Source organism: Shimia sp. CNT1-13L.2, from assembly GCF_024331145.1.
GTDB lineage: Bacteria > Pseudomonadota > Alphaproteobacteria > Rhodobacterales > Rhodobacteraceae > Shimia.
Window position 1 is genome coordinate 163,530 of record NZ_JANDJO010000002.1, and the last position, 26,921, is coordinate 190,450.

19 protein-coding genes are annotated in these 26,921 nt (G+C 62.6%); 11 read left to right on the top strand and 8 right to left on the bottom strand.

Translation table 11 applies throughout. From position 1 onward, the window contains the following. Positions 1-21 precede the first annotated feature (21 nt). From NNA36_RS04640 to NNA36_RS04650, 3 genes are read left to right on the top strand one after another with little or no spacing between them, the layout of a single operon-like run. Complete coding sequence (locus tag NNA36_RS04640) at positions 22-930, top strand: hypothetical protein (protein WP_255104647.1); 909 nt, start codon at positions 22-24, stop codon at positions 928-930. After that, positions 923-3,379, top strand: a complete 2,457-nt coding sequence (locus NNA36_RS04645; RefSeq protein WP_255104648.1) for a YcaO-like family protein — start codon at positions 923-925, stop codon at positions 3,377-3,379. The genes NNA36_RS04640 and NNA36_RS04645 overlap by 8 nt, the downstream gene beginning before the upstream one ends. A gap of 11 nt (positions 3,380-3,390) precedes the next feature. After that, a complete protein-coding gene (locus NNA36_RS04650; protein ID WP_255104649.1) occupies positions 3,391-4,167 on the top strand; it encodes a hypothetical protein in 777 nt (258 codons plus the stop codon). Here NNA36_RS04650 and NNA36_RS04655 read toward each other — a convergent pair. The 3 genes from NNA36_RS04655 to NNA36_RS04665 all read right to left on the bottom strand — a co-directional run bounded on the left by NNA36_RS04655 (position 4,164) and on the right by NNA36_RS04665 (position 9,438). Further along, positions 4,164-6,038, bottom strand: a complete 1,875-nt coding sequence (locus tag NNA36_RS04655; protein ID WP_255104651.1) for a BTAD domain-containing putative transcriptional regulator — start codon at positions 6,036-6,038, stop codon at positions 4,164-4,166. The two genes, NNA36_RS04650 and NNA36_RS04655, sit on opposite strands and share 4 nt — an antisense overlap. 268 nt (positions 6,039-6,306) lie before the next feature. Then, positions 6,307-7,764, bottom strand: a complete 1,458-nt coding sequence (locus tag NNA36_RS04660; protein ID WP_255104653.1) for an aldehyde dehydrogenase family protein — start codon at positions 7,762-7,764, stop codon at positions 6,307-6,309. A gap of 12 nt (positions 7,765-7,776) precedes the next feature. Beyond that, positions 7,777-9,438: a GMC family oxidoreductase gene (locus NNA36_RS04665; RefSeq protein WP_255104655.1), complete on the bottom strand. Its 1,662-nt coding sequence runs from the start codon at positions 9,436-9,438 to the stop codon at positions 7,777-7,779. Between the two features lie 99 nt (positions 9,439-9,537). Here NNA36_RS04665 and NNA36_RS04670 point away from each other — a divergent pair, with 99 nt between their 5' ends. Together NNA36_RS04670 and NNA36_RS04675 are read left to right on the top strand one after the other, a co-directional pair. Further along, complete coding sequence (locus NNA36_RS04670; protein ID WP_255104657.1) at positions 9,538-10,449, top strand: LysR substrate-binding domain-containing protein; 912 nt, start codon at positions 9,538-9,540, stop codon at positions 10,447-10,449. Between the two features lie 107 nt (positions 10,450-10,556). Then, on the top strand, positions 10,557-12,065 hold the full coding sequence (locus tag NNA36_RS04675) for a class I adenylate-forming enzyme family protein (protein WP_255104658.1): 1,509 nt from the start codon (positions 10,557-10,559) through the stop codon (positions 12,063-12,065). Between the two features lie 22 nt (positions 12,066-12,087). Here NNA36_RS04675 and NNA36_RS04680 read toward each other — a convergent pair whose 3' ends face one another. Further along, the gene (locus NNA36_RS04680; RefSeq protein WP_255104660.1) at positions 12,088-12,957 is read right to left on the bottom strand and encodes a LysR family transcriptional regulator; all 870 of its coding nucleotides are present in this window, start codon (positions 12,955-12,957) and stop codon (positions 12,088-12,090) included. Positions 12,958-13,065: 108 nt separating this feature from the next. Here NNA36_RS04680 and NNA36_RS04685 point away from each other — a divergent pair, with 108 nt between their 5' ends. Genes NNA36_RS04685 through NNA36_RS04710 form a run of 6 tightly spaced genes read left to right on the top strand, consistent with a single transcriptional unit; the run spans position 13,066 to position 23,861 of the window. Beyond that, complete coding sequence (locus NNA36_RS04685) at positions 13,066-14,607, top strand: trimethylamine methyltransferase family protein (protein WP_255104663.1); 1,542 nt, start codon at positions 13,066-13,068, stop codon at positions 14,605-14,607. A gap of 5 nt (positions 14,608-14,612) precedes the next feature. Continuing rightward, on the top strand, positions 14,613-16,052 hold the full coding sequence (locus NNA36_RS04690; protein WP_255104665.1) for an aldehyde dehydrogenase family protein: 1,440 nt from the start codon (positions 14,613-14,615) through the stop codon (positions 16,050-16,052). Next, positions 16,049-17,347, top strand: coding sequence for an aspartate aminotransferase family protein (locus NNA36_RS04695; protein WP_255104667.1), 1,299 nt, complete (start codon positions 16,049-16,051; stop codon positions 17,345-17,347). Before NNA36_RS04690 ends, NNA36_RS04695 begins: the two co-directional genes overlap by 4 nt. After that, a complete protein-coding gene (locus tag NNA36_RS04700) occupies positions 17,344-19,776 on the top strand; it encodes an FAD-dependent oxidoreductase (RefSeq protein ID WP_255104669.1) in 2,433 nt (810 codons plus the stop codon). The genes NNA36_RS04695 and NNA36_RS04700 overlap by 4 nt, the downstream gene beginning before the upstream one ends. Next, a complete protein-coding gene (locus tag NNA36_RS04705; protein ID WP_255104670.1) occupies positions 19,776-22,187 on the top strand; it encodes an FAD-dependent oxidoreductase in 2,412 nt (803 codons plus the stop codon). Before NNA36_RS04700 ends, NNA36_RS04705 begins: the two co-directional genes overlap by 1 nt. 3 nt (positions 22,188-22,190) lie before the next feature. Next, a complete protein-coding gene (locus NNA36_RS04710; protein WP_255104672.1) occupies positions 22,191-23,861 on the top strand; it encodes a thiamine pyrophosphate-binding protein in 1,671 nt (556 codons plus the stop codon). On the opposite strand, the gene NNA36_RS04715 is transcribed toward NNA36_RS04710, so the two are convergent. Genes NNA36_RS04715 through NNA36_RS04730 form a run of 4 tightly spaced genes read right to left on the bottom strand, consistent with a single transcriptional unit; the run spans position 23,858 to position 26,920 of the window. Further along, complete coding sequence (locus NNA36_RS04715) at positions 23,858-24,598, bottom strand: hydroxymethylpyrimidine/phosphomethylpyrimidine kinase (protein ID WP_255104673.1); 741 nt, start codon at positions 24,596-24,598, stop codon at positions 23,858-23,860. The genes NNA36_RS04710 and NNA36_RS04715 overlap by 4 nt on opposite strands. After that, positions 24,595-25,563, bottom strand: coding sequence for a HesA/MoeB/ThiF family protein (locus tag NNA36_RS04720; RefSeq protein WP_255104675.1), 969 nt, complete (start codon positions 25,561-25,563; stop codon positions 24,595-24,597). The genes NNA36_RS04715 and NNA36_RS04720 overlap by 4 nt, the downstream gene beginning before the upstream one ends. Beyond that, entirely contained in the window at positions 25,560-26,153 is a 594-nt protein-coding gene (locus NNA36_RS04725) for a thiamine phosphate synthase (RefSeq protein WP_255104677.1), read from the bottom strand. Before NNA36_RS04725 ends, NNA36_RS04720 begins: the two co-directional genes overlap by 4 nt. Continuing rightward, positions 26,153-26,920, bottom strand: a complete 768-nt coding sequence (locus tag NNA36_RS04730) for a thiazole synthase (RefSeq protein WP_255105586.1) — start codon at positions 26,918-26,920, stop codon at positions 26,153-26,155. The genes NNA36_RS04725 and NNA36_RS04730 overlap by 1 nt, the downstream gene beginning before the upstream one ends. Between the last annotated feature and the right edge of the window lies 1 nt (position 26,921).

Here is a 26,921-nt window from a genome sequence, read left to right on the forward strand (position 1 = left end):
TTCTGAGTGGAGGGCTGAGAGTTGGCCGATTGGATCGTGAACCCCGACGAGGCGTCGATGCTGAACCTTCGGGCGGGGATCAAACCTGCCGAGGTGCGGGCCGTTCTCCCGGCTGGGACGTCAGTGGCCAAGCTGGGCACGCATCCGGATGATGCGGTCTGGTGGCATGTGCGCGCGTCGCTGGCTGGCGGCGACGTCGAGGGCTACCTGCATTCCGGTTACCTGACCGAGGCCACGGGCACGCCGGTGGCAGATGTGCCGGTTCCGGCAGGCATGCCGGCCTGTCATCTTGCCCCCAAGGGGAACCTCAGGACACAGGATTTCGGCAGGGCGCGTCCGCTGGATGAAAACACCATGCCCGAGCGCAGCGCGGCTGATCCGGCGCAGATCATTGCGATCATCCGCTATCTTGATCCCGGGCGCGGCACGCATCTGCGGTATCAACCCAAGTCTTCTGCCACTTACTGCAACATCTATGCGCATGACTATTGCGCGCGGATGGGCGTTTACCTGCCGCGCGTTTGGTGGCGCGAGAACGCCCTTGCCACGATTGCCGCAGGGGGCGCGCCGCAGGTTCTTTATGCCAACACCGTGCGCGAGTTGAACGCGAATTCCCTGCACGACTGGTTTGAAACCTATGGCGGCGCCTTTGGTTGGCGGCGGGTGTTTTCCGCCACGGCTCTTCAGGACGCGGCCAATGCCGGCGGTGTTGGCATCATCGTTGCCAAGCGCAAAGACGAGAGCCGCTCGGGCCATATCGCGGCGGTGGTGCCGGAACACGGCCATCTGAACGCGGCGCGCCATGGTTCGGAAGTCCTGCGCCCTGTCATGAGCCAGGCAGGCAGCCGCAACTATACCGCCGAAACGCCATCGTCGCGCTGGTGGCTTCACAGCAAATTCAAATCATTCGGGTTATGGGTCCATGACTGACGCTTTATCTTTCGACACCGATCTCGCCCCGATCCGCGATCTGCACATGTCGGAGGATTTGCTTAGGCGAATTTTTCCGAAACGGGCTAAGCTGCGGCAACGACAGCCCGATTGGGTATTTGCAGATTGGAATTCAGACGTGCATTGGCCGGATGCCCAGGTGCGTGCCCTGCGGGAGACCTGGGCGCGTCACGACAGGCGACAACAGATTTTTGCCCCCGGATTTTGCGTTTATCAGGCGCTGACCACCGATGGTAAGAGCGTGAGCGGCGCTGCGGAAACGGCCAAGGGTGCGGTGTCGCGTCTGTTGGGTGAGACTGCCGAGGCTGCGTATTTGTCTGCGGGGCCGGTCGTCGCGTTTGCAGCGGAGGCGGATGGATTGGCCGCCGGGCCGGACCGGGCCGCGACGGCGCATCGTGCGCTGATGGAGGCGGTGGAACGCAAGCGTATTCGTCAGTGGTGGCACTCCGAGGTTTCGGCCTGTCGGGTGGATGCGGCGTGGATGGCGGCGGTTGGACTGGATGGCTGGTTGCGTGATCTGCGCGAGGGTGCAGAGACCGTCCGGCAAAGTCGGCTTTGGCGGTTGCCATCGGTGGCGGGTGAGACCGTCATGATCGCGGCCAGTTTCGGGGCGCCCGACGAGGTACCTGTTGTGGGCTACGGAACAGCGGTTGATCCAGTTGCGGCGGCGCGCAAGGCGCTTCGCGAAACGCTTTTGATGGAAATGCGGGTTGTGGAACAGCGCGCCTACGAGAGTGGGGCGGAGGCGCCGGACGAGGTTATGGCGTGCCGTCTTGCCGAGACGCGCCGCGTTGGGGGCAGGGCGGCCGGGCTTTTGCCGCACGATGGCCCTCGCGATTACCCGGCCCCTGTGCCGGATGTGGATGTCGATGCGCTCGAGTGCTGGCTGGGGGGGGTGCACTATCATTTCCACGCCGATCTGCCCGTGGTGCATTGCAAAGTGAAAGGACAAAAGATCATGACCAGTGACGGCTTCCCCTTCTATCGCGACGCAGGCGACGCCCCTGGGGCCGCGCGCGCATCTGTGGGGTGTTGCCCTGTCTCCAAGGCGCAGTTTCAGAAGAAATCTGTGATCTCAGCCCCCACTGGTGGGGCCGGTAGCCCGGTGCCAAGCCGTCCTGCAATTGCGCATCTGGCCGGCAGCGCGGACTGGCGGGTGTTGTGCCAGCGCGAGGTGGCGCAGATCCCGTCCGGCTATACCTATCTGGCGCAGCTGGTGGGCCATGACATGGGGCACAGCACGCCGCTGGATCAGGTTGTCTATGCGCAGAAGAGCCAGCAGGGCGCGACCAACAACCTCCAGACGCCGATGCCGCAGGCCATTGCCGAGCGTCAGCAGGCAGAGGGCGTTTCGCCGGTTCGCTATAACCTGATCGAAAACCCGCTGACGCTTGAGACGGTCTATGGCACGGGGCCGGACCTGATGAACCACGTCTTTGATCAGGCGACCGGAAAATTCCATCTGGAACGCGGATCGCGGATTGCCAAGACCGCGACGGCGGGCGGTATGGCGGTGCGGGCGCTGTATGATCCGCGCAATCGCGACACGCTGATGCTACATGAGCTGACGGTGGCGTGGATGCAGTTTCACAACCGCACGATGGATCGCCTGAACGCGGCCGGTGTGGCGTGGGAGGATGCCTATAACATCGCGCGGGTGCATTGCGTGCTGGTCTGGCACGACATCATTCGCGAAGACCTGTTGCCGCGCTTCGTGCTGCCGGGTGTGATGAATGCCCCGCTGGATGCGTTGCATCAGGTGGACGAGGTGACGCTTTTGCACGCGATTTTCCGGGCGTTCCACTGTCTGCCGCTGGATGCCTATCGCCTGCGCCGTGGCAATATTCGCGGGCGTGCCCTGAAAGACCTGATGTCGACCAGCTTTGCGCCTTCTCTTGCGGAAAGGGAATGGGACATCAGCTGGGACTTCTTCTTTTCCAGTGACACTTTCCAGCACGGCAAGGCGCTGCCGACGACCGGCATTTCGCCCAGTTTTGCCCAATCGTTCAACGTGAATGGTAGCCATATCAGCCTGCTTGATTTCAACACCGCCGTCGAGACGCACCCGCTGTGCATCGCCGACCCGTGGTTCGCCGATCTGCGGGCAAACTGGACCGTGTCGGATGTGTCGGCGCCGATGACGGCGGCAGACCTCTGCGCGGCATTCGAAACCCGCTTTGGCACGGATCGGGCGATTGATCCGGCGGTGCTGGCCAATGCGCCGCTTTACGAGGTGCTGATGGTCGAGGGGCTGTTGCTGGGCGCGCGAGGTGGGTTTGGCCCGTTGGGAAGCTGCCTGCTTCGGGGATCGCTGGAAGCGGCGATGGCACGGGTGAAACTGCACCCGGAAAACAAGGCGCAGAGGGATGCACTGTTGGGGCAGTTGCACGCGCCAAAAACAATGTTGGACCTGATAAATTCAAAATAAAGGAAATGACCATGAAGGGTGGAAAATACATCATCGTCGGAGCCGATCTTGGCGATGAACAGAACACGATCACATTTGACGAAAACGGCGTGGGCGTGATTGTCGCCATGGCAGACAGCCTGTCTCCTGAGGGCACGGTGATGGCAACGCTTGCCGCCGATCCGGCGCTGGCCAAGGTGGTGGGGTCCGGGCCGCTGAACGTGGAAGCCATCGGGCGGCTGATGGTACACATGTCGGAAAACCCGTCCCCGTCCGAGGCGCAGAAGGCCAACTACGAAAGCGTCGTGAAATACGCGATGACGGTGCTTGAGCGGCCCAAGGACGGCAAGCTGGACGATGCTGACCGCGCTGCCCTACTTGCCGAAACGCAGGTGCGGATCGAGTTCGAAACCCGTGCGGCTGTCGAGAATGCCGCCGACAAGAACGTGCGTATCCTCGTGGTGCCGTCAGATGGCACCCTTGCGGAAGGGCAGAATGCCGCCAAGCAGATGGACCCGCATTATCAGCCGCCGCTGAGCTATGATCTTGACGAGTACCTGATGCTGTCGCATCTGCGCGACAAGGTCGAAAAGCTGCTGCGGGATTTCGATGGCTCGCAAGTGGCGGGCTGGGAGTGCACGCATCTGCCGGCGCTGCTGGGCCATGCCGAGGCGTGGATCAACGAAAACACCTATCATCACATTGATGGCGCGCCCGACGCGGATGATGCCTTCAACCAGATTCTCGACACGCCTGAGCGCGCGTTCCACCGTGCTGTCGGGATCTACGGCACCAATATGTGCCGCTAGGCAGCATGTGTCGCGACGGCCTGTAAAACCCCTCGTAGGTCGTCGCGCACGGCTTCGTCGCGGAATGGAAAGACCGAGACGAACCAGTCGATAAGAGATTGTTTTCCAAAACTTTCGTCGCCCTTCCACATGGGGGCGATTTCCTGCTGGTAGGCCTCGAGCCGTTCCGCGGCGTCGTCGTGTTGCCCAAGTTTCCAGAGCGAGGCCGTGTGCCAGCCGCCTACCGTGGTCATCAGGCCACGGCCTTCGGAACAGTTGCGTTCGGTCAGCGCGAAATCCCCGCACAGATAATCGGTGGCGGCAAGGTAGATCTTGTAGAAAGGCTCCATGCCTTCCTTTTGATCCCGCGTGCGGCGCGCCAGTTCGGCCGCGCGGTCGAGGCGGTGGGTAAAGGCAAAGCCAAGCGCCGTTGAGGCCATGGTCAGGGTGTTGTCCTGATTGAGGTTGAGGGCCTGTTCAAAGTGGAACTCGGTCAGCTCAAAGTCGCCCCGATGACAGTAGCACCACGCCAGAACCCTGTGGGCCCGTGTATCCAGCGGGTCGATCGTCACGGCCTCGATGGCGTGGTGCAGGGCCATCTGCTTGACGTCTTCGGTCTGGTAAGTGCCGGGCAACAGGATGTGGCGCACATTTAGCGCGCCCGCCAGTTCCGCATGGGCCGGGGCAAACTTGGGGGCTTCGGCGGTGACCTTGCTGAGCATTTGCAGGGCTTCTGCCTCGGTGTCCGGTGACCAGGCATCCAGAAGTGCCTGCGAGCGCAGCCAGTAATCATAGGTATCGGCGGCGGGGCTGACATCGGAGCGGCCCGCGACTTCGACAGACAGGGCGCGGGCGATGTTCATCAGAACGGGGTGCACCTTGTCGTCCCAGCCGACCTGCGGCGCGGCGATCACGTCGGACCAGACCAGTTCGCCACGGTCGGGGCGGCTGACTTCGACGTGCAGGGTCTGGGTGCCGGCCACGGGCAAAAGTTGCAGGTCCAGCGCGAGGTAGGCCGACGCGGTGTTGCGATCATCCAGGATCTGCCATTCGCGAAAGCGGCTGAGGCGGCGGCGAAGATCGGCGGCCAGCACCTTGAGCAGGCTGTTGTCCTGATCGCTGGCACCGGGGTCGATGGCCGGGGCAACCGAGACGGTCAGTTTCGGGCGGATGTCCTGCTGCCAGGTGAGATCTGCCTTCTTTTCGGGGTCGAGCTTGATCGCCGCGACAAGGGCCTGTGTCTCGGAATCGGGCTCGTGATCGTATTCGTCGCCAAGGTAGCGATACAGCGCGTTGTAGCATTCTAGGGCACGGGTGGGGGCCTGATTTTCCCAGTAGTGCTGCATCAGAAAGCGCACGGCCAGTTCGTTGGAGGGCTCGATCTCGAGGGCAAATTCGGCGGCTTCCACCGCGACTTTGCGCGCGGATCGTGACGAGAATGTCTTGTCCAGCGCCTCGCGCAGGTCGGTCAGAAAACGGCTGCGCTGGATCACAAGCCAACTGTCGAGAGAGCCGCTGAGGCCAAGAAGCGTGTCCATCTGAGCCAGACAGAGACGCACGATGTTGCCGTTTTCCGTGCACCATTCCTTGGGCGACAGGGAATGGGCCAGGTCACCCAGAAAATCCGATGTGCCGGGCCAGGCCAATGTGACCTGTCCCGCGCCGGTTTCAATCGCGATGCCGGGTGCGTTTTCCAGTGTCAGGCGAATCTGGCGCACGGTTTGCCGGAACGAGGCGTTTGCCTGTTTTTCCGCCGAATCCCGCCAGAGCAGGTCGATGATCTTGTCGGTGCGATGCGGTTGATTCGAGGTGCAGGCCAGATAGAGAAAGAGGGCGCGGGCTTTCTTAAGCCTTTGCGAAGAAATCACTTCAACCAATTCGACAGGTCGCATCCTCTGACCGCCTTACCCTTTAATCTATCCCCTCAAACTTCATTAACACTTTTTAAGAAAAAGCAAAAAACCTTTGAATTTGGCATGGTTCCACGGTTTGCGCCCTGCGCGTTTGGTAAATCACACGGGGATCACACACGAGTGGCATTACCGGATCACGGTCGCTACCGACCGCTGCGAGTTCTTCGCAGAAATCTCCCCAGCCCCCGGCGCGTAGGATGGCGACCAACTCCATTGCCACTACGCGTCGGGGTGTTTCTTGACGAAATCACGCGGCCGAGAAGACCCCTTGTTCCTGAAGGAAGGTGAGCGAAGGCATGACCTTGATCTCGAGGTATTCTTCAAGACCGGCCTTGCCGCCTTCGCGTCCGTTGCCGGATTGCTTGTAACCTCCGAATGGGCTGCCGTAGGTGGTGCCGCGCCCGTTGATTGCCACTGCGCCGGCACGAAGTTGCGAGGCGACCCGTGCCGCGCGTGAGGCGCTGCCTGTCTGGACATAGGCGTAGAGGCCATAGTCGGTGTCATTTGCAATCGCGATCGCCTCTTCTTCGGTGTCGAAGGGAATGATCACCAGTACGGGGCCGAAAATCTCTTCGCGTGCGATACGCATCTGGTTGTGCACGTCGGCAAAGATGGTCGGGCGTACGTACCATCCCTGTTCCAGACCCTCAGGTTTGCCAAGCCCCCCCGCGAGCAGTCGGGCGCCTTCATCGATGCCGATTTGGATCATGGCCTGAACGCGGTCGTATTGCATCTGGTCGAACATCGGGCCGATGTGGGCGCCTTCTTCCGCGGGATTGCCAACCGCCTGCGCCTTTGCCGCACGTTCCGCAATCTCCAGAGCGGCGGAATAGCAACTGCGTTCCACGAGAAGGCGCGTTGGGGCGTTGCAGGATTGTCCGGTGTTGTGAAAACAGGCCTGAACCGAGGCCGTGACCCGGGCTTCGAGATCGCAATCAGCAAACAGCAGGTTGGGAGATTTGCCGCCCAGTTCGAGGGTGACGCGCTTGATCGTGTCGGCGCTGTCTTTCGAGACGAGGGTGCCTGCGCGGGTCGAGCCGGTGAACGACATCATGGCAATATCAGGGTGGCGCGACATGGCGGCGCCGACCGACGGGCCATCCCCGAAAACGAGGTTGAAGACACCTGCGGGATAGCCTGCTTCGTGCACCAGTTCGGCAAACAGCGCGGCAGAGAGGGGCGTATATTCCGAGGGTTTGAGGACACAGGTCGCCCCCACGGCGAGGGCCGGAAGGACCTTTTGCGCGATTTGGTTGATCGGCCAGTTCCACGGCGTGATCAGACCACAGACGCCAATGGGTTCACGGGTCAGGATATCGCCGTTTGGCAGGGCTTCCTGTTTCTCCATCGCGGCAAGAAGGGTGGCGAAATCCTCGGCATAGGCGGGGCCACAGGCGGCCTGTTCCTCGCGTGCCATGCTGATCGGTGCCCCCATTTCCTGGCTGATGGCGGCGGCCATGTCGTCGTTGCGCGCCACCAACAGGTCACGCAGTTGGTGCAGAAGCGCCAGCCGCTCTGCGCGCGTTGTTTGCGAGAAACTCTCGAAAGCGCGGCTGGCGGCGGCGACGGCCCGGTCGACGTCGGCCTCGTTGCCAAGCGCAACCGTACCGATCTGCGTGTTGGTTGCCGGGTTCATGATTGGAAAGGCGCGCGGGTCAGTGGGCGCAACCCAAGCACCATCAATGTAGAATTTGTCGAGTTCCATGAGGAGATCCTGTTACTCGGCCGCCTGGGCCAGTGTTTGCGTGTCTTCCAGCACCATGTCCGCTGCCTTGTCAGCAAGCATCAGGGTTGGTGCGTTGGTGTTACCGGAGGTGATGTTGGGAAAGGCCGACGCGTCGATCACGCGCAGGCCGGAGAGCCCGTGGACCCGCAGGCGGGAGTCGACGACGGATGTGTTTGGATCGTCGCCCATGCGGCAGGTGCAGGTGGGGTGAAATACGGTGCCGGCGCGTGTGCGGAAGTTTTCCAGCAGCGCATCGTCATCCATCCCCACGATGTCCGGTGCGCAGCGGTCGCGGGTGACGGCCTGAAGGGCTGGTGTCATGGCCAGGTCCTGCAACAGGCGGCTGGCCCGGATGGCGGTTGCGCGATCTTCTTCGGTGGCAAGCGAGTTCGGTTTGATGACCGGCGCGGTCGTGGGATCGGCGGATCTCAGGGAGATTTCTCCACGGCTTGTCGGGCGGCAGGGCTGAACGCAGAGCAGGTAGCCGTTGTCGCGATCCATGTAGGGTTTGCCATTGGGCAAGGTGCCGTAGGATGCAGGGTTGCAATAGACCTGAACGTCGGCACGGTTTGCACCCCGGGTGCGGGCAAAGCCGCTGCACTGGTTGACCGGAACACTTAACGGGCCGCGTCTTGCAAGTGCGAATTGCAGCGCGGCGACGGCCTTGCCGGGAAAAGTACCCAGCTTGGCGTTCAGCGTGTCCTCTGTGGCCCGGAACAGGTGGGACACCGCGAGGTGATCTTGCAGGCCCTTGCCGACTGCGGGCAGAGCGTGGTGTAGCGCGATTCCGTGGGGTTTGAGGTCTGCCTCGTGGCCAATTCCGGAGAGCATCAAGAGTTGCGGTGAGTTCACGGCACCGGCGCTCAGGATCACGTCGCGGGCGGCCCGGGCGTCCTCAGTGCGGCCTTTGTGGCGGTAGCGGATGCCAGTGGCGCGCTTGCCGTTCAACAGGATGCGTTCCACCTGGGCCTTGCGTATGACCGTCAGGTTGGGGCGTTTCAGGGCCGGGCGCAGGAAGGCGTCGGCGGCCGACCAGCGCAGTCCACCTTTCACGGTGCTGCGCACATAGGTCAGACCTTCGCCAAACTGGCTGTCGTCGGCGTTGTCGGGGGCGGCGTTCATGTTGTGCGAGACCGGCCAGCCCATCTCTTCTGCGGCAGACAGGAAGTGGCGCGTGAACGGGTTCATGCGGTCCTGAAGGGAAGAAACCACAACGGGGCCAGTGCCGCGTTGCGCAGTTTGCTTCTGCGCACCGCTTTCAAGGTTGCATTCCAGTGCGTCAAAGCGGGCCTTGACGGTTTCCCAGTTCCATCCCTTTGCTCCGGCGGTCTCCCAATCATCGAAATCATGCGGCAGGCCGCGGACATAGGCCATGGCATTGATCGAGCTTGAGCCGCCAATGACCTTGCCGCGCGGCCAGTATCCTTCTCGGCCATCAAGGCCGGGGTCGGCTTCTGTTGTGTAGCGCCAGTTCACCGCCGGGTCGGCAAAGGTGTAGGCATAGCCCACGGGCACCTTGATCCAGGCGCGCCGGTCGCTGCCTCCGGCTTCGACCAAAAGCACCTGATGCCGTCCACTTGCCGTCAGGCGGTCTGCGAGCACACAGCCTGCCGATCCGGCTCCGACGATGATGAAGTCGTACGTCTGCGCCATGCGCGGTCCCTTCCTGTTCTTGCGTGAAGATGGGACGGGCGTTAGGTGTAAATCAAACAATGTGTTTTTCGCCTAAGGCTAAACTGAGGTTAATGGTAAATGGCCGATCTCCCACACGTGACATGGCTCAGGGCCTTTGATGCAGCTGCTCGTCACAGCAGTTTTTCGTCGGCGGCAGATGAACTTGGGCTGACGCCTGCTGCGGTGAGCCAGCAGATTAAACACCTTGAAAGCCGATTGAACGCGCAGCTTTTCAAACGGTTGCCAAGGGGCGTGGCCCTGACCGATGTCGGCCATGCCTACGCACAGGAAATTCGCAAGTCTTTCGAGGAGATGGCCCTTGCGACGAATGGGTTGTTCGGCGCCAAGCGCAAGCGGGTGGTGCGCGTTCGCGCGTCGATTTCCAGCGCGGCGCTTGTGATTGCTCCGCAACTGGCCCTGTTCAAGGCAGCGCATCCGGACATTCACGTTCAGATGACGACTTCGATCTGGACCGATCGGTTTGACGACGAGGGCCTGGATGTGGACATCCGGTTTGGGCAGGGCAACTGGGGCGAGGCGCGTATCCTTCATCTGGGACACGAATCCGCGATTCCGGTGTGTCGGGCGGACTATGCCGCCGGATTTGGACAGACGCCTGCGATAGAAGACCTCGCGTCATCCGAGGTGGTGCAGATCATTGGGTCGGAAACCGACTGGGGGCGGTTGGCGGAATTGCATGGGTTGGACCTGAAGCCGACAACCGACTGGCTGAAGGCGGATTCCTCGCTGATGGCCTTGCAGACCGTCAGCGCAGGACGCGGCGTGACCATGGTGCTTGAGAGCTTTGCACGGCCTTATCTTGAACGCGGCGACCTCGTGGCGCCGACCGAGTACAAGCTGCCCAAGCGGCGATCACATTACCTTGTGCTGAACGATCGCAAGGGGCCGCGTGACGAGGTGAGGCTGTTCTGCAACTGGGTGCAGTCGTTGTATTTGGATCAGGTTTCGGCCTTTGATCCGGGGGCGTGACGGGAATTCTGGGATCGTGACGCGCCGGAACTAAATTCCGCATATTGAAATTTGCAAAGGCGCAAGGTATTCCAGTTCACGTCGCATCCGGGAGGTAGGGAGGTCCGATGCAAAGACGAATTCATGACTTCTTGGATGAAGTGGTTGCCGTGAAACCCGAGGCAACGGCGATCATCGACCACGCGGATGTTGCTTATAGCTGGCAGGATCTGACGGGCGCTGTGGAGGACGCCGAGGCGGCGATGCGTGCGAGGGGGGTAAAGGCGGGCGACCGTGTTGTCCTCGTGTTCGAGAACACGATTTCCGTGCCGGCCTTCTTTCTCGCGGCGAGCCGTCTGGATGCGATTTCCGTGGTGATCAACGCGCGCCTGACGGAGGCCGAGTTGCAGCGCATTTTCGACCACAGTGATCCAAGCCTCGCGATGTTCAGCACCGACGTGTCCGATGCGGCACGCGCACATGCCGCGCATTTCGGTGCCGAGTGCGTGGAGGGACGCTTTGGGCAGGCCGCGTTGATGCAGAGGGATGGGGCCACGCCGGAACTCGTGTTCGAGACCGCAGCGGAACAAGTGGCGCTGATGCTTTATACGTCGGGCACGACGGGGGCACCGAAAGCGGCGATGCTCACCCATGGCAACCTTGTCAACGCAGCTCATGCCTCGGCAAAAGTGCGGGGGATGCGGGCGGATGATACTTGTTTCCTCGCTTTGCCGCTGTCTCATATCTACGGGTTCGTGACCTTTCTGGCGATGTGCAAGGCGCAGGGCGTCATGCGCATGGAAACCCGGTTCTCGGTCGAGCGGATGTTCCGGGCCCTGAATACGGATGTCACCTTTCTACCGGGGGTGCCGCAGATGCACGCGCATCTGTTTCACTACGCCAAGGAGCAGAATATCCCACGGTATGAAAAGGGATTGCTGCGTTATGTATCGTCCGGTGGTGCGCCGCTTGATCCGGTCTGGAAGCGCGAGGCCGAGGCCTTTTATGGTCTGCCGCTGCAAAACGGCTATGGTTTGACCGAAGGGGCGGCCGGGGTCTGTGCCACCAACAACGCCTTTGGAGACCCTGACATCAGCGTCGGCCGCCCGATGCTGAACTGCGCGTTCCGCATTGACATGGAAGCGCCCGGGGCCGAGCCGGACGAGGGGATTGGTGAAATCCTTCTTGGTGGGCCACAGGTGATGAAGGGGTATTTTCGTGACCCGGAGCAGACCGCCAAGGCCCTGACAGAAGACGGATTTTTCCGCACTGGTGATCTTGGGCGTTTTGATGCCGAGGGTCGGATGTATATCGTCGGACGCTCCAAGGAGTTGATCATCCGCTCAGGCTTTAACGTCTATCCTGTCGAGATCGAAGCGACCCTGACGGACCATCCCGAGGTTATCGTGGCGGGCGTTGTGGGGCGTGCGGTGGAAGGCAACGAAGAGGTGCTGGCCTTTGTCAAGGTCGCGCCGGATTGCTCGATCACAGAGAGCGATCTGAAGGCCTTCGTGAAGGATCGACTGGCCCCCTACAAACGGCCAAGCCGGATCATCGTGGCGCATGAGTTGCCCGCCGCGCCGACGGGCAAGATCCTCAAGGCCAAGCTGATCGAGAGGTTTCAGGATCAGCTCTGAGACGGGGAGCCATCCGGATGGCTCAGGACATGTAGCTGTTCAGCCAGTCCAGCACTTTGCGGCTTTCCCGTCGGCTGCGCGCGTCGTCGCGGATTTCTGCGAAATACCCGTGGGTGGCGGGCATGTCCTCGTCGAAGAGACGCACCACGCGACCTTCTTTGAGGTCCTGTTCGATCAGCGGCAGCCACCCGATGATCGCGCCCTGACCTTCGGCTGCGCCGCGAATAAGGACATTGGCGTCTTCAAACACCGGACCGCGAAGAGGCAGGGAGATCGGGACGTCCTGCGCCGAGAACCAATCCATCCAGCCCCAGTGATTGCGTTGATGCAGGATTGGAACAGACAGCAGATCTTGCGGATTGGCGAAGGGCCCGTGTTTTTCCACGAATGCAGGCGCGGCCACGGCGATGGGTTGCAGGGCGACCAGAGTGGCGGCTGCGTGGGGCATGTTTTGCAGACGGTCCCAGCGGATGATGATGTCGGTTGTGGCACCGCCGGATTCTCCTGGTCGGTAGGTTGGCGTGAATTCCAGTTCGATGCCCGGATGCTGATCCCAGAAATCGCTGATCCGTGGCATGAGCCAGCGGGCGGTGAAAATGGGGCCGGCGGCGATCCGCACGACCTTCCGGCTGCGCTGTGTGAAGCTGTCGACCGCATCTTCGAGACGGGCAAAGGCCTCTGACGTGGCTTCGGCCAGACGCTGGCCGTCTTCGCTCAGTTCCACGTTGCGACCAACGCGGTGGAAAAGCTGCGCATTCAGGTGGTCTTCGAGGCCGCGCACGTGGTGGCTGATGGCGGTTGTGCTGACCGACAGGGCGTCTGCGGCGGCGCGGAAACTGCCAAGGCGGGCTGCGGCGTCAAAGGCGCGAAGGGCGGAGAGAGAAGGCAGCATGGCAGTCTACTGTTAAGTTTGGCTCATCATTTGGTGAGAACACTGTCTTTGTAAAGAGGATTTTGGCGTGGTTTCCTGTGAGAAATCTTGAGCGAAAGTCATGAGATCATGTCAGAACCAGCACGCAGGCGCGGTCGTAAGACCCGACTGAGCCAAGCCAGTGACGTCGAAGAGAACCCGCCGGTATGGGCTGGTGTGGAAGCCGGGCGTTTCAAGCCGCTGTCGGAAAGCGAGGTGCGGCTGGTTGACGAAAGTGCTCTGACGCTGCTGGAAACGCTGGGCCTGAGCCAGGCCATTCCCTCTATGAAGGAGCGCGTGATCGCGGCCGGTGGCAGCGTAACCGAGGATGACCGGCTGTTGTTTCCGCGCGAATTGGTGGCTTGGGCCATCGAGGGGGCGAGCCGGAGTTTCAAACTGTGCGGGCAGATTGCCAAGAACGATCTGACCTTGTCTTCGGCGCGTGTTCACATGTCGACCGGTGGGGCGGCGCCGGGCGTGTTCGACCTCGATACGCACGATTATCGGGATTCGACGCTTCAGGATCTCTATGATGCGGCGCGGATCGTGGACCAGATGGACAATATCCACCATTTCAGCCGCTCGGTGGTGGCACGCGATATCGAAGAGAACGCGGTGATGGATCTCAACACCGCCTATGCCTGTCTGATGGGAACGTCAAAGCACGTTTCCATTTCCATCACCGAACCCGAGAACGTGCAGCAAATTGCCGAGCTGTGTTACCGGATTGCCGGAGGTGAGGCGGCGTTCCGGGCGCGGCCGTTCCTGACGGTGATGGTGTGCCACGTGGTGCCGCCGATGCGGTTTGCCGAAGAGGCCTGTGAGGTTCTTGAACTGGCGATCCAGGCAGGGTTTCCGGTGCAGTTGATCAGCGCGGGGCAGGCGGGGGCAACTAGCCCGGCCACCATCGCAGGATCGCTGGTGCAGGCGGTGGCGGAAACGCTGGCGGGGCTGGTGTTTGCCCGGTTGGTCGACCCGGAGGTCAAGGCGATCTTCGCCCCCAAGCCGCTTGTTGCCGATCTGCGGACTGGATCAATGAGTGGTGGCGGCGGCGAACAGGCGATCCTGATGGCGGGCGCGGCCCAGATGGGGCGACACTGGGATTTGCCGACCAGTTCGATCGCCGGGATCACTGACGCCAAGCGGCTGGATGCGCAATATGGCGCCGAGAAATCGCTGGCGGTGACGATGGCGGCGCATGCGGGGTCAAACATCGTGACGCAGGCGGCGGGCATGATGTCCTCGCTACTCGGGGTCAGCCATGCGGCCTATGTGAGCGACAATGACCTTCTGGGCAACATCCTGCGGACCATTCGCGGGATTGAGGCGACACCCGAGAACATCGCGGCCGATGTGATTGCCGGGGTGTGCCGTGGCGAAGGGCATTACCTTGGCGAAACCCACACCTTCAACCGGATGAAATCCGACTATTTCTACCCCGAGGTCGGGGATCGTCGCAGCCCGCGGGATTGGCAGGACAGTGGCGGGCAGAGAGTGGGAGATGTGGCCCGTGAAAAGGCGCGGGAGATACTTGCCAGCCATTTTCCAACCCATATCCCGGATGCGCTGGATCTGGGCGTGCGGGAGGCGTTCGACATCCGCCTGACGCGCGAACAGATCGGAAGAGGGTGAGGTCCGTGCCCCTTTCAACCCAAGACCTCGGCGTGTGGATGCGCGGCGCACTTCGGGAAGGCGAGGGCGCTGAGCGCGTCTTGATCGACCCGGCGCATGAGACGCCGCTTACGCCGTTTCGCGAAGCCTCTGCGGATCAGGTGTCGCAGGCGGTGGCCTCAGCCGCGTCTGCCCTGCCGATCTGGGCCGCGACGCCGCCAACAGAGCGTGCGGAGGTGTTGCACCGGCTTGCGGATATGATTGCAAGGAATGCCGACCACCTGGCGCGGATCGAAGCTGCGAATGTGGGCAAACCCCTGTCGCAGGCGCTCAGGGATGTTGGGCGCGCGTCGGACTATTTCCGGTTCTACGCAGGGGTGTGTGACAAGCTGAATGGCGAAACGATCCCGCTTGGGCCGGATCAGACCGCACTGACAGTGCCCGAACCGGTGGGCGTCACGGCGCATATTCTGCCTTGGAATTATCCGATATCGACCCTTGCGCGCGGCGTGGCTCCGGCGCTGGCGGCAGGTGCGACGGTGGTGGCCAAACCATCGGAACTCACACCGTTTACGGCTTTGGAAGTGGCGCGTCTTGCAACACAGGCGGGGCTTCCGGACGGGGCATTCAACGTGTTGACGGGCGGCGGCGAGATCGGTGCAGCCCTGGCAGGGCATGAGGGGATTGCCCACGTGACCTTTACAGGGGCCACTGCAACCGGGCGCAAGGTGATGCAGGCCGCATCCTCGCCGGTGGCAGGTGTGACGCTTGAACTCGGGGGCAAATCCCCGGTGATCGTGCTGGAAGATGCAGACCTTGATGCCGCCGCAGATGGGGTGGTGCGCGGGATTTTCTTCAACGCGGGGCAGGTTTGTGCGGCGGGCGCACGCCTTATCTGTGCGCGTAGTGTTCATGATGCGCTGTTGGCCAAGGTTGCGGCAAAGGCCCATGCAATGGGGTTTGGTGATCCGCTGGACGATCCGCACATCGGCCCCCTGATCTCGAGCGGGCAGTTGGCCCGGGTTGAAGGCTTCGTTGCGCGGGCCAAGGCCCAGGGGCTGACCTGTGTGTTGGGCGGGGCGCGTGTTGATCGGCCCGGCTTTTTCTTTCCTCCGACGATTTTTGCCGATGTCCCAACCGATGCAGAGATCGCGCGGGACGAGATTTTCGGCCCGGTTCTGGTTACCCATCTTTGTGATGGTGCCGAAGATGCCCTGCGCATTGCCAATGACAGCCCCTATGGGTTGGTGGCCGGCGTCTATACGCGCGCCCATGACACCGCCCTCTGGCTGGCCCGCAAGCTTGAGGCCGGACAGGTGTTTATCAACGGCTTTCTAACCGGTGGCGACACTGTCCCGTTTGGTGGCGTGAAGCACTCGGGCATCGGGCGGGAAAAGGGGCTGGCGGGTCTGGCTGCCTACCTCGCGCCGAAATCTATCATCCTTAACCATGCGAGGCCGACATGAGCCATAAGAACGCCGATTGGGCTGCGCGCGCCCGCGCTGTCATGCCGGGTGGCGTCAGCCACGAGTTACGCTATCGCGCGCCTTACCCGGCCTATTTTACACGGGCCGAAGGGGCCGAAAAATGGGACGCTGACGGCAAGCGTTACATTGACTTCAAGCTTGGCGCGGCGAGTCAGTTGCTGGGCCATGCGCATCCAGAGATCGTCGAGGCGGTGTCGCGACAGATGGGGGCCATGCCCTATACCGGAGACTGTCATCCGCTAGAGGTCGAATGGGCCGAATGGCTATGTCGGCTGTTTCCCTGTGCGGAACGGGTGCGTTTCACCGGGTCCGGGACGGAATCAACCATGCTTGCCCTGCGTCTTGGTCGCGCCCATTCGGGGCGTGACAAGGTCCTGCGCATGGACGGGCATTTCCACGGCTGGCATGACATGCTTCTCAAAGGGGCCAAGCCCGGTGCCAACACCGCGCCGTCGCTTGGGGTGCCGCAGGCCATCAGCGACCTGACGGTTGTCGCGCCGCCTTCGGTCGAGGCCATTGCCCAGGTGCTTGCCGATGACTCGCAGATCGGCACGGTCTTTGTCGAAGCATCAGGTGCCAACTATGGTTCGGTGCCGCTGCCGGATGGGTTCCTGCAAGGTATCCGGGCGCTGACGGCGGAAACGGGTCATGTGCTGATCTTCGATGAGGTGATTACCGGTTTGCGGTGGTCCCCGGGTGGCCGACAGGCACGTGACGGCGTGACACCGGACCTGACGACGCTTGCCAAGGTGGTGACGGGTGGGATGCCAGGTGGTGCCGTGATTGGCCGCGCCGAGATCATGAACCTTTTGTCGCCTGCCGAAACCCGCGATGGTCTTTCGCCACCGGTGAGCCACAAGGGCACCTTCAACGCCGCCCCCATGGTGGCCGCAGGTGCCGTGAAGGCGATGGAACTCCTCTCGACCGGTGATGTACAGGCCCATGCAGATGCCATGGCCGCCCGATTGCGGGATGGGTTCAACGCAAGCTTCGAACGCCATGGTGTCGCGGCGCTGGCGTATGGCGATAGTTCGACCTGCCACCTCTATTTCGGGGGCACCTCCATCGACGGTCTCGACGCTGCCGCGATCCGCAGAACGCCGCCGGCGCTGGTGAAAGCCCTTCGCGATGGCTTGTTGGCGCGGGGTGTCGATTTCATGTCGTTCACCTCTTGCGTGACCGGCCTGCCGCATACGCCTGATCTGATCGACGAGGCGGTAAGCCTGTTCGACGATGCCATTTCCTCGCTCATTCGTGACGGAGTCCTGACATGACCCTGCCAACACATGCCCGCACCGTGATTATCGGTGGAGGCGTTATCGGCTGTTCCATCGCCTATCACCTCGCGCGTGAGGGGCGCAAAGACATCGTGGTGCTGGAACGGTCAAAGCTGACCAGCGGTACTACGTGGCACGCGGCGGGCCTGGTGCGCCGGTTGCGGCCGTCTGCGACGCTGACCAAGCTGATCAACTACTCGATTGATCTTTATGGCGAGTTGGAGGTTGAAACCGGACAGGCGACTGGATGGACCCAGACCGGGAGCCTGACGCTGGCCACCAACGAGGACCGGCTGACCAATATCAAGCGGCAGGTGTCGCTGGGGCGGGCCTTTGGGCTTGAGGCAGAGGTAGTCGATGCGGCCCGCGCCAAGGAACTTTGGCCGCTGATCGAGGTGGATGACGTGATCGGGGCGGTCTGGTCCCCTGCGGATGGGCGGGTGAACCCGTCGGACGTGGCGCTGGCACTGTCCAAGGGCGCACGCGCACGCGGTGTAAAGATCTTCGAAGACACCGCCGTGACCGGCTTGCAAAAGAAGAGTGGCCGCATTTCCGGTGTCGAGGTGGGAGATCATCTGATCGAGGCCGACGAGGTGGTCATCGCCTGTGGTCTGTGGTCCCGGGAGGTGGCGGCAATGGCGGGTGCGCATATGCCGCTTTATGCCTGCGAACACTTTTACATCCTGACCAAACCACTGCCTGAGGTGCAGGCGCTGGGCAAGGGCGCGCATCTGCCGACACTGAACGATCAGGATGCCTTTCTCTATGCGCGTGACGACGTGGAAGGGCTGTTGGTTGGCAGCTTCGAGCCGCATGCCAAGGGGCTGCCGCTGGATCGTCTGCCCAAGGATTTCTCATTCGATCTTCTGGACGAGGATTGGGACCACTTCATGCCAATGATGGAAAATGCGTTGCGGCGGATTCCTGCACTGGAGAAGGCCGAGGTGAGGATGCTGCTGAATGGCCCCGAAAGTTTCACGCTGGACAGCCAGTTCATGCTGGGCGAAAGCCCCGAGGTGCCGGGCCTGTTCCTGATGGGCGGTATGAATTCGACCGGTATCGCGCTGGCCGGTGGGGCGGGCAAGGCGATGGCCGAATGGATCATCGCCGGTGAGCCGACGATGGAGTTGAACGAGGCCGACATCCGCCGTTTCAGCCCCGAGATGAACGTGCTGGGGGCGCTTGAGGCGCGGATTCCCGAGGTGCTTGGTCGTCACTATGACAACCCCTATCCCGGGCGCAGCATGGAGACCGCGCGTGGCCAGCGCCGTTCGCCCATTCACGCGGGCCTTGTTTCGGCAGGCGCGCGGTTCGAGGCGCGGGGGGGCTGGGAACGTGCGGTGCATTTCGGCGGCGAAGATGCGCATCTGCCCCTGAGCTTTGGCGTCCCGAAATGGCGCGAACAGGTCGGGTGGGAAGTGGAGGCCTGTCGCAACGGCGCCGCGATTCTGGATCAGAGTGCCTTTGGCAAGATCATGGTGCAGGGGCCGGATGCATGTGCCTTCCTCAATCACCTTTGCGCGGCACAGATGGATATTCCCGAAGGCCGTATCGCCTATAGCCAGATCCTGAACCGCAGGGGCGGGGTGGAAAGCGACATCACCGTGCAGCGGCATGGGCCGGACACGTATTTGATGATCGTGGGCGCGGGCGAAGTGGTGCGCGATCTGAAACGTATGCGTGAGACGCGCGGGGCGTTCCGCGTTGAATTCACCGATGTCACCAGCGGTTATGCCATCATCGGTCTGGCTGGGGCCGAGGCGCGTCGGGTCTTGCAAGCCACATCGAATGCCCCGGTGCCGGAACTTAAGCGCTTTGGCTTTGCCCCTGTCGAGATCGGGCTGGCCCGTGGCTGGGCGGGACGGTTGAGTTTCACCGGAGAAGAGGGATACGAGCTCTACATCCCGGCAGAAATGGCGATGGCGGCCCACGAAGCGCTTGTCGCGGCTGGCGCAACACATGCGGGGCTTTATGCGAGTGGCTCCCTGCGGATCGAAAGCGGGTTCCGGGCGTTCGGGCACGAATTGTCCCCCGGCACCACGCCGTTCGAGGCCGGTTTGAGGGCGTTCTGCGCCTTTGGCACGGGGTTCGTTGGCGAGACGGCGCTGGAAGGGCCTTCGAAGGCCCTTGCGGAAGGCGTTTCCAAACGCCTTCCCGCGGCGCGGCAGATCGTGACGGTTTTGTTTGACGATCCGGACGCCATCCCGATCCATGACGAACCGGTCTACTTTGGGGGCCGCGTGGTGGGCCAGATCACCTCGGCCGCGTGGAGCTATCGCTTTGGGCGTTCCGTGGCGCTGGCGATGGTCGAGGCGCCCTTGGATCAGCTTGCGGAAAAAACGGTTGTGTCCGGCTTCGAAGTCGAGATCGCCTGTACCCGCTTTGCCGCCAAGGCTTCGTTGAAACCCGCCAAGGAGGCATTCTGATGTCTGACACCCTGCGCACCACCCAGGTCGCCATCATCGGCGGCGGTATCATGGGCGTGGCCACCCAGTTCCAGCTGGCCGAGAACGGCTGGACCGACACCATTCTCTTCGAGAAGGCTGAGCTGACCTCCGGGTCGACCTGGCACGCCGCCGGGCAGATCGCGCACGCGGTTGGCAGCCGGTTGGCTGGCTGGATCAACAAGACCTCGATCGAGACCTACAAGCGGGTTGAGAAAGAAACGGGCCAGAGCATTGGCTGGCACGAGGTTGGCGGCTTTCGCATTGCCACAACGGATGACGAAGTGGATTGGATGAAGTCCATCATGGGGGTCGGCAAGCTTTTGGATCTGCCGATGGAACTGGTCGGCCCTGAGGAGGTCGCGAAGGTCAATCCGTTCTACAAAGTGGATGACGTCAAGGCGGCGGTGCAAACCTTCGAGGACGGGCATATCGACCCCTCGGGCGTGACCATGGCGCTTGCCGCCGCGACGCGTGCGCGGGGTGCAAGGATCGAACGCCACAATCAGGTTCTTGGTGCCTCTCGCAAGGGCGATGGCTGGTTGCTGCGCACCGAAAAGGGCGATGTTTGGGCCGAACACGTCGTCATCGCGGCGGGCAGCTATGCCAACCAGGTCGGGGAATGGTTCGGGTTGAAAATTCCCTCGGTCTCGTGCCTGCACCACTATCTGGTGACGGACACGGTGCCGGAGTTCATGGATCGACCGGAATTGCCCGTGATGCGCGACAATGCCTATGGCGGCTATATCCGGCAGGAGCAGAAATCGGGTCTGATCGGTATCTACGAAGGCCACGTCTGTCCAACCGTCTGGGAAATGCCGCAGGGGGCGCCCTGGGCGGCGGAGAACGAGCTTTTCGAAGCCGATTACGACAGTATTGGCGATTTCCTGATGGTGGCCTTCGACAAGATGCCCATTCTGGCGGACCTCGGAATCAAGCGCGTGGTGCGCGGGGCGATCACCCATACGCCGGATGGCGGGATGCTGGTCGGTCCTTCGGGCGCACCGAATGTCTGGCTGTCCTGCGGATCGTCAATCGGTCTGGCCTGGGGGGGCGGTGCCGGCAAGGTGCTGGCCGACTGGATGGTGCATGGCGAAACGCCGATCAACACACGGGGCATGGACCCGCGGCGGTACGGCGATTTCAGCACCGATCACTTCATCGTCGAGCGCACCAAAGACGAATTCATGCGCCGTCATGACACGCCTTGTCCGGGCAAGCAGTTCCAGAGCCTGCGCCCACTCAATCGCCATGTCCTTTACGATCGGCTGGCCGCCAAAGGGGCTGTGTTTGGTGAGGTCGCCGGCTGGGAGCGCCCGCGTTATTTCGGTGCCTTGGGTGAGAGTGAACAGATTGGCTGGGGGCATCAGGGGTGGCATGAAAACGCCCTGAACGAGGCAAAAGCCACTCGCGAGGCGGCGGGGGTGATTGATCTTTGCGCCTTTGCCCAGTTCGAGATCACGGGCAAGGACGCAGGCGCTTTGCTGGATCGCCTTTCGGCCAACAAGATCCCGGCACGCGACGGGCGGATGAGCCTCAATCACCTGCTGACGGAAAAGGGACGGTTCGAAACCGAGATCACCATCTGGCGGATTGCCGAGGATCGTTATTTCACCGGTTCTCCGATTGCACGGGCCAATCCCGATTTCGACTGGATCAAGAGCAACATCCGCGCAGGTGAAGATGTGCAGATGGTCAACCGGTCGGCAGACTGGGGCATGCTGGCATTGTCCGGCCCGGCCTCGCGCCGTATCCTTGGCGAGTTGACTGATGCCGACCTGTCAAACGCCGCTTTCCCGTGGTTGTCGGGGCAGGAAATCACGGTGGCAGGAGTGGCCTGCTATGCGCTGCGCGTGTCCTTCGTGGGAGAACTGGGATGGGAATTGCACGCTCCGCTCGAGCACATCGGAACGCTTTATGACGCTCTGTTCGACGTGGGTGCCAAGCACGGGCTGGCCGATCTTGGCAGCTATGCCTTCAACGGGATGCGTATGGAAAAGGCCTATCGTGCCTCGGGCGAGCTGACCACGGATGTGGGGCCCTTTGATGTCGGGCTTGAGCGGTTTGTCGTGACCGAGGGGCGCGAGTTTGTCGGGCGGGATGCGCTTGTGGAGGCTGCGCCCGAATGGGAGCTGTTCTACGCCGAACTTCACGCAGAAGATATCGATATCCACGGCGGTGAGCCTGTGTTGCTGAATGGTGAGGCCGTCGGCCTGACCACCTCGGGGGGCCATGGCTATACTGTCGGCAAGTCACTGGGCTGGCTTTTCGTTCGCAAAGGTACGCCCCGCGAGGGCCTGAGCGTTCAGATTCTGAACCGCGCCATACCCGTTACCGTCCACTCGGACGCCATTTTTGATCCGCAAAACCAGCGGCCCCGATCAGAGGACTGACTCATGACCAACATCACTGGCGGCGAAGCCGTCTATCGCGTTCTCAAAGCCAATGGCATCGATACCGTCTTCGGCCTGCTTGGCGGTTCGATGCTGGAACTGTACGACGCCATGTATCAGGGCGGTGACATTGCCTATGTCGGCGCGCGTGACGAAAGGGCGGCGGGGCATATGGCGGATGCCTGGGCCCGGATGACGGGCAAACCGGGCGTGGTCCTGGGCGCACAGGCCGGGCCGGGGGTGGTGAATATCGTCACCGCCGTGGCCGAGGCGCAGCTGGCATATTCACCCATGGTGGTGATCGCCGGTGCCATCACTCGGGCCGACCAATGCAAGGACACCTTTCAAGAGGTCGACCAGGTTGCCTTGTTTGCCCCGATTTCAAAGCGCTCGGTGATGGTGACCGATCCGTCGCGCCTCGCGCCGATGCTGGAAGATGCGATCCGCCTTGCCAATACGGGCCGGCGCGGGCCGGTAGTCCTGCATGTGCCGCGTGATCTGTTTGCGGAAGAGGTTCCCGACATCCAGCCGCACCCCCTGAACATCGCCCGCCCGGGGCCAGCTGCTCCGCGCGACATCGACGCCATTGCATCCATGCTCTCAACCGCAGAGCGTCCGGTGATCTTTGCGGGCGGTGGTTTCAAATGGGGAGAGGGACGCGCGGCCCTTGTTGCGCTCGCCGAAACCCTCGAAGTGCCGGTTGTGGCCTCGACCGGCCACGCCGATGTCATGCCGCACCGCCACCCGTGGTTTGCCGGTCAGGCCGGGCCGCGCGGCAACCGCGTTGCCAGCCGTCTCACGAAAGAGGCCGATGTGATGGTGGTTCTTGGGGCGCGGCTTGGGTTCAATTCGACGTTTCACAGCAATGACTATGTCGGGGCGGAAACACGGATTGCGCATGTGGATGTGGAAGGATCGGCCGTTGGGCGATATTTCCCTGCCGAAATCGCGGCGCAGGGGGATGCCCGGCTGACGGCAGAGGCCTTGACGCAAACCCGCTGTCGCCCGGAATGCGATACGTGGCGCGCGGCGTTCAAGGCGGACATGGACAGCCTTTGGGCCGAACGGGCCGAGGAAGCCGCTATCGACACCCTGCCAATGCACCCGCGCCGCGCGTTGGGGGAACTCCGCGAGGCTCTTCCGGAAAACGCGATTGTCACGCTGGACACCGGCAACACCTGTCTTCAGGCGGCGGACCGCCTTGCGCATTATGCGCCGACGTCGCTGATCACGCCGCTCGATTTCGGCCTTGTCGGATTTGGCCTTGCCGCGGCGATCGGGGCCAAGGCCGCCGCGCCGGAACGGCCGGTGGTGGCGATCATGGGTGACGGGGCCGTGGGCTACACGATGATCGAAATCCAGACCGCGATTTCGCATGGCTTGCCGATCACCATCGTTGTGCTCGACAACGAAGCCTGGGGGGCAGAAAAGGCCTATCAGCAGGAGTTTTACGGCGGGCGTCTGCTTGGGGCGGAAATCCAATCGCCCCGCTATGACAGGTTCGCCGAACTGTGCGGCGGCAAGGGCATCTGGGTCGAGGGGCCGGGCGGAATGGGGCCTGCGCTTGAGGACGCGATGGCCTCTGGAGAGACCACGGTCATTCAGGCCAAGATCGATCCAGGCGCATTGATGACCCTTCGCAAGGATCTCTTCAAAGCCCCAACCGAGGACTAAATCACGACCTGTGACTGGCGGGCGCGTGCCAGCCAGTCATGCACATGGCGTTTGCCAAGATCACAGGCCGTTTGCAGGTTGTGCCCAAGGGCGAGGTGGCAGGCGATGGCGGTGGCCAGAGTACAGCCGGTGCCGCGCTTCTGCACCTCCAGACGCGGTGCGGACATTGCCTGGTGGGTGTCCCCGTCGAAAAGGTGGTCTGTTGCCTCGTTTCCGCTTGCGTGTCCGCCTTTGACCAGAACGGCCCGAGCGCCAAGGGCTTGCAGGGCGCGCGCCTGAAGGGTGATTTGGGCAAGGTCCGCGGCCTCGTGCAGGCCGGTCAGGGCCGCGCTTTCGGGCAGGTTGGGCGTGATCAGGGTAGTCACGGACAAAAGCGCCTTGGGGAGACCTCCCTCCAGCAGGGTTCCTCCGGATGTGGATTTCAGAACCGGATCAAGAACGATGGGCAGGTTGCGGTCTGCCAGTGTTGCGGCGACGATTTCGGCAATCGCGGATGAGCCCAGCATGCCGATCTTGATGGCCTCTGGCTGCGCGGTTTCGAGGGAAGCGGTGATTTGTGACTGCACGAGATCGGGCGGCATCAGCTTCGCGGCAACAAGGCCCTTGTGGGTTTGCGCCGTGACGGCGGTGACGACCGGGGTGACCGTGACGCCAAGGGCCGCTGCAACAGACACATCGCGCGTGAGCCCCGCGCCGCCGCTGCTGTCGGTGCCTGCAATAACGAGGAGGCGGGTCATAGGTCGGCCTTTGCCGCCAGAAGGGCGAGGGTGTGATGGCCCTTGGTTTGCAGGTCCAGCGCCGCGCGCCATGCGCGCAATCCCGTGGCACAGCACAGGACAATGCGGCGGTCGGTTGGGGGCAGATCGTCCGCGATCCTGTCCGGTGCCAGCCGCAGGGCATTGGGCGTGGGCACGTGCGGGGCCTCGTCCTCGCTGCGAAGGTCGATCACGATGTCCTGTTCGGTGATCTGTGTTCTGGACAGGAAAGGCAGGTGGCTATCGGGTTCCGGCGTGCCGAGAAAGCTGAAATCGGAAATGCGCAGGGTGGCGAGGTCGAGGGATACCAGTTTGCCAAGCGGGGAGGGGGTGGTTTCGAGAAGGAATTGCAGGGTGATCTGGGCCTGCAGTGCGCCGATCACGCCGACCACGGGGCCGAGGACGCCGGCGGTGGCACAGGTGGCGCCGGACGAAGGCAGATCGGGGAAGACCGCCCGCAGCGACGGCGCACCACCGCAGAAGGCACCGACATAGCCGCCTTGTCCCAATGCGCTTGCCGACACGAGCGGTGTCTGTGCCGCCAGACAGGCGTCGGACAGGATGTAGGAGACGGCATAGCTGTCGGCGGCGTCGATCACGAGATCGGCTGTTTCTGCCAGATCCGGGGCGGTGATCGGTGTCAGCGGGACGGCGTGGGCCTCGACGTGAATGGTCGGGTTGGTGGCCAGAAGGGCATCGCGGGCGGCTTCGGCCTTGGGGCGTCCGATGTCGGACATGCGGTAGAGCGGCTGGCGGTGCAGGTTGTGTTCTTCCACGTGATCGGGGTCAATCACCGTGATCTGGCCGACACCAGCGCCCGCAAGGTACTGCAACACAGGACAGCCCAGACCACCGGCCCCCACCACGACCACATGCGCCGCGCCAAGCCGCGCCTGGCCGTTTTCGCCCACCTCGGGCAGGATCATCTGGCGGGCATAGCGGTTCATGCGCTGCACGCCCTGATCCATTCCCGCGTGCGGGCTTCGGGATCGTCAGCCTGCTGGATATCGGTCACCACGGCCGCGCTGTCGGCCCCGGCCTCGAACACACCCGGCACCCGGTCAGGTGTTAGGCCGCCAATCGCAACAAGCGGCGTGGTGCCTGCCATCCTCTTCCAGCGCGCGACGTTCTCAAGGCCCTGCGGCCCCCATTTCATCTTTTTGAGCAGGGTGGGATAGACCGGCCCCAAGGCCACGTAGGTCGGATCGTGCGACAGGGCGCGATCCAGTTCGCTTTCGTCATGTGTGGAAAGGCCGAACCGGACACCGGCGCGGCGCAGGGCGGCAAAATCGGCGGTGTCCATGTCTTCCTGCCCGAGATGGACGAACCCGCAGTTGAGATCGAGAGCGGCCTGCCAGTAGTCGTTGACCACCAGTTGCGCGCCATGCACTGCACAGAAATCGCGGGCGCGGGCGATCTGTCGGCGTACTTCGGTCTCTGGCAGGTCCTTGATCCGCAGTTGCACCAGTTTCACGCCATGGGGCACCAGCAGTTCCAATGCGCTGACGTGGCTGACGATGAGGTAGAAACGCTCCATTATCCAAGCTCCGCAAGGCCAAGTATCGGGGTCGAAGGCACGGCCATGTCGCGCCGTTCCATCGGGTCTGCCGTGTGGCCAAGGCGGCCCGCCTCGATCGCCAGCGCCATTCCGCGAGCCATGGCTGCCGGATCACCGGCCCGTGCAACGGCGGTGTTGAGAAGAACCGCGTCCATGCCCAGTTCCATCGCCTGCGCTGCGTCAGAGGGGCGGCCGATGCCGGCATCCACGATCAACGGGGTATCGGGGAAATGCGCCCGCATCGCGCGCAGGGCATCCGGCGTGCGCAGCCCTTGGCCCGAGCCAATCGGCGCCCCCCAGGGCATCAGCACCTCGCAGCCAGCATCCAGAAGGCGTTCACCAACCACCAGGTCATCTGTGGTGTAGGGAAAGACCGCGAAGCCCTCGTTTGTAAGTTCCCGCGCTGCATCGACCAGTGCGAAGACATCAGGCTGGAGGGTGTCGGAATGGCCGATCACCTCGAGTTTGATCCAGTTGGTGCCAAAGATCTCGCGGGCCATATGGGCGGTGGTGATGGCTTCTTGTGCGCTGTGGCATCCGGCGGTGTTGGGCAGCACGCGGGCGCCCGTGTCGCGCAGCATGTCCCAAAACCCCGCCCCAGACCCTTGGGCGGTTTCCCGACGCAGCGAGACCGTGACGATCTGGGTGCCGCAGGCGTGGATCGCCTCGGCAAGGATTGCGGGGGATGGGTATTGCGCGGTGCCCAGCAAGAGGCGCGAGGCGATGTCTGTGCCGTAAAACTGCATC

Coding starts and splice junctions, on each gene's coding strand:
- NNA36_RS04730 (WP_255105586.1), bottom strand. CDS start 26,920: ATGCAGTTTTACGGCACAGACATCGCCTCGCGCCTCTTGCTGGGCACC.
- NNA36_RS04705 (WP_255104670.1), top strand. CDS start 19,776: ATGTCTGACACCCTGCGCACCACCCAGGTCGCCATCATCGGCGGCGGT.
- NNA36_RS04725 (WP_255104677.1), bottom strand. CDS start 26,153: ATGGAGCGTTTCTACCTCATCGTCAGCCACGTCAGCGCATTGGAACTG.
- NNA36_RS04655 (WP_255104651.1), bottom strand. CDS start 6,038: ATGCGACCTGTCGAATTGGTTGAAGTGATTTCTTCGCAAAGGCTTAAG.
- NNA36_RS04650 (WP_255104649.1), top strand. CDS start 3,391: ATGAAGGGTGGAAAATACATCATCGTCGGAGCCGATCTTGGCGATGAA.
- NNA36_RS04680 (WP_255104660.1), bottom strand. CDS start 12,957: ATGCTGCCTTCTCTCTCCGCCCTTCGCGCCTTTGACGCCGCAGCCCGC.
- NNA36_RS04715 (WP_255104673.1), bottom strand. CDS start 24,598: ATGACCCGCCTCCTCGTTATTGCAGGCACCGACAGCAGCGGCGGCGCG.
- NNA36_RS04695 (WP_255104667.1), top strand. CDS start 16,049: ATGAGCCATAAGAACGCCGATTGGGCTGCGCGCGCCCGCGCTGTCATG.
- NNA36_RS04665 (WP_255104655.1), bottom strand. CDS start 9,438: ATGGCGCAGACGTACGACTTCATCATCGTCGGAGCCGGATCGGCAGGC.
- NNA36_RS04685 (WP_255104663.1), top strand. CDS start 13,066: ATGTCAGAACCAGCACGCAGGCGCGGTCGTAAGACCCGACTGAGCCAA.
- NNA36_RS04675 (WP_255104658.1), top strand. CDS start 10,557: ATGCAAAGACGAATTCATGACTTCTTGGATGAAGTGGTTGCCGTGAAA.
- NNA36_RS04670 (WP_255104657.1), top strand. CDS start 9,538: ATGGCCGATCTCCCACACGTGACATGGCTCAGGGCCTTTGATGCAGCT.
- NNA36_RS04700 (WP_255104669.1), top strand. CDS start 17,344: ATGACCCTGCCAACACATGCCCGCACCGTGATTATCGGTGGAGGCGTT.
- NNA36_RS04660 (WP_255104653.1), bottom strand. CDS start 7,764: ATGGAACTCGACAAATTCTACATTGATGGTGCTTGGGTTGCGCCCACT.
- NNA36_RS04720 (WP_255104675.1), bottom strand. CDS start 25,563: ATGAACCGCTATGCCCGCCAGATGATCCTGCCCGAGGTGGGCGAAAAC.
- NNA36_RS04710 (WP_255104672.1), top strand. CDS start 22,191: ATGACCAACATCACTGGCGGCGAAGCCGTCTATCGCGTTCTCAAAGCC.
- NNA36_RS04645 (WP_255104648.1), top strand. CDS start 923: ATGACTGACGCTTTATCTTTCGACACCGATCTCGCCCCGATCCGCGAT.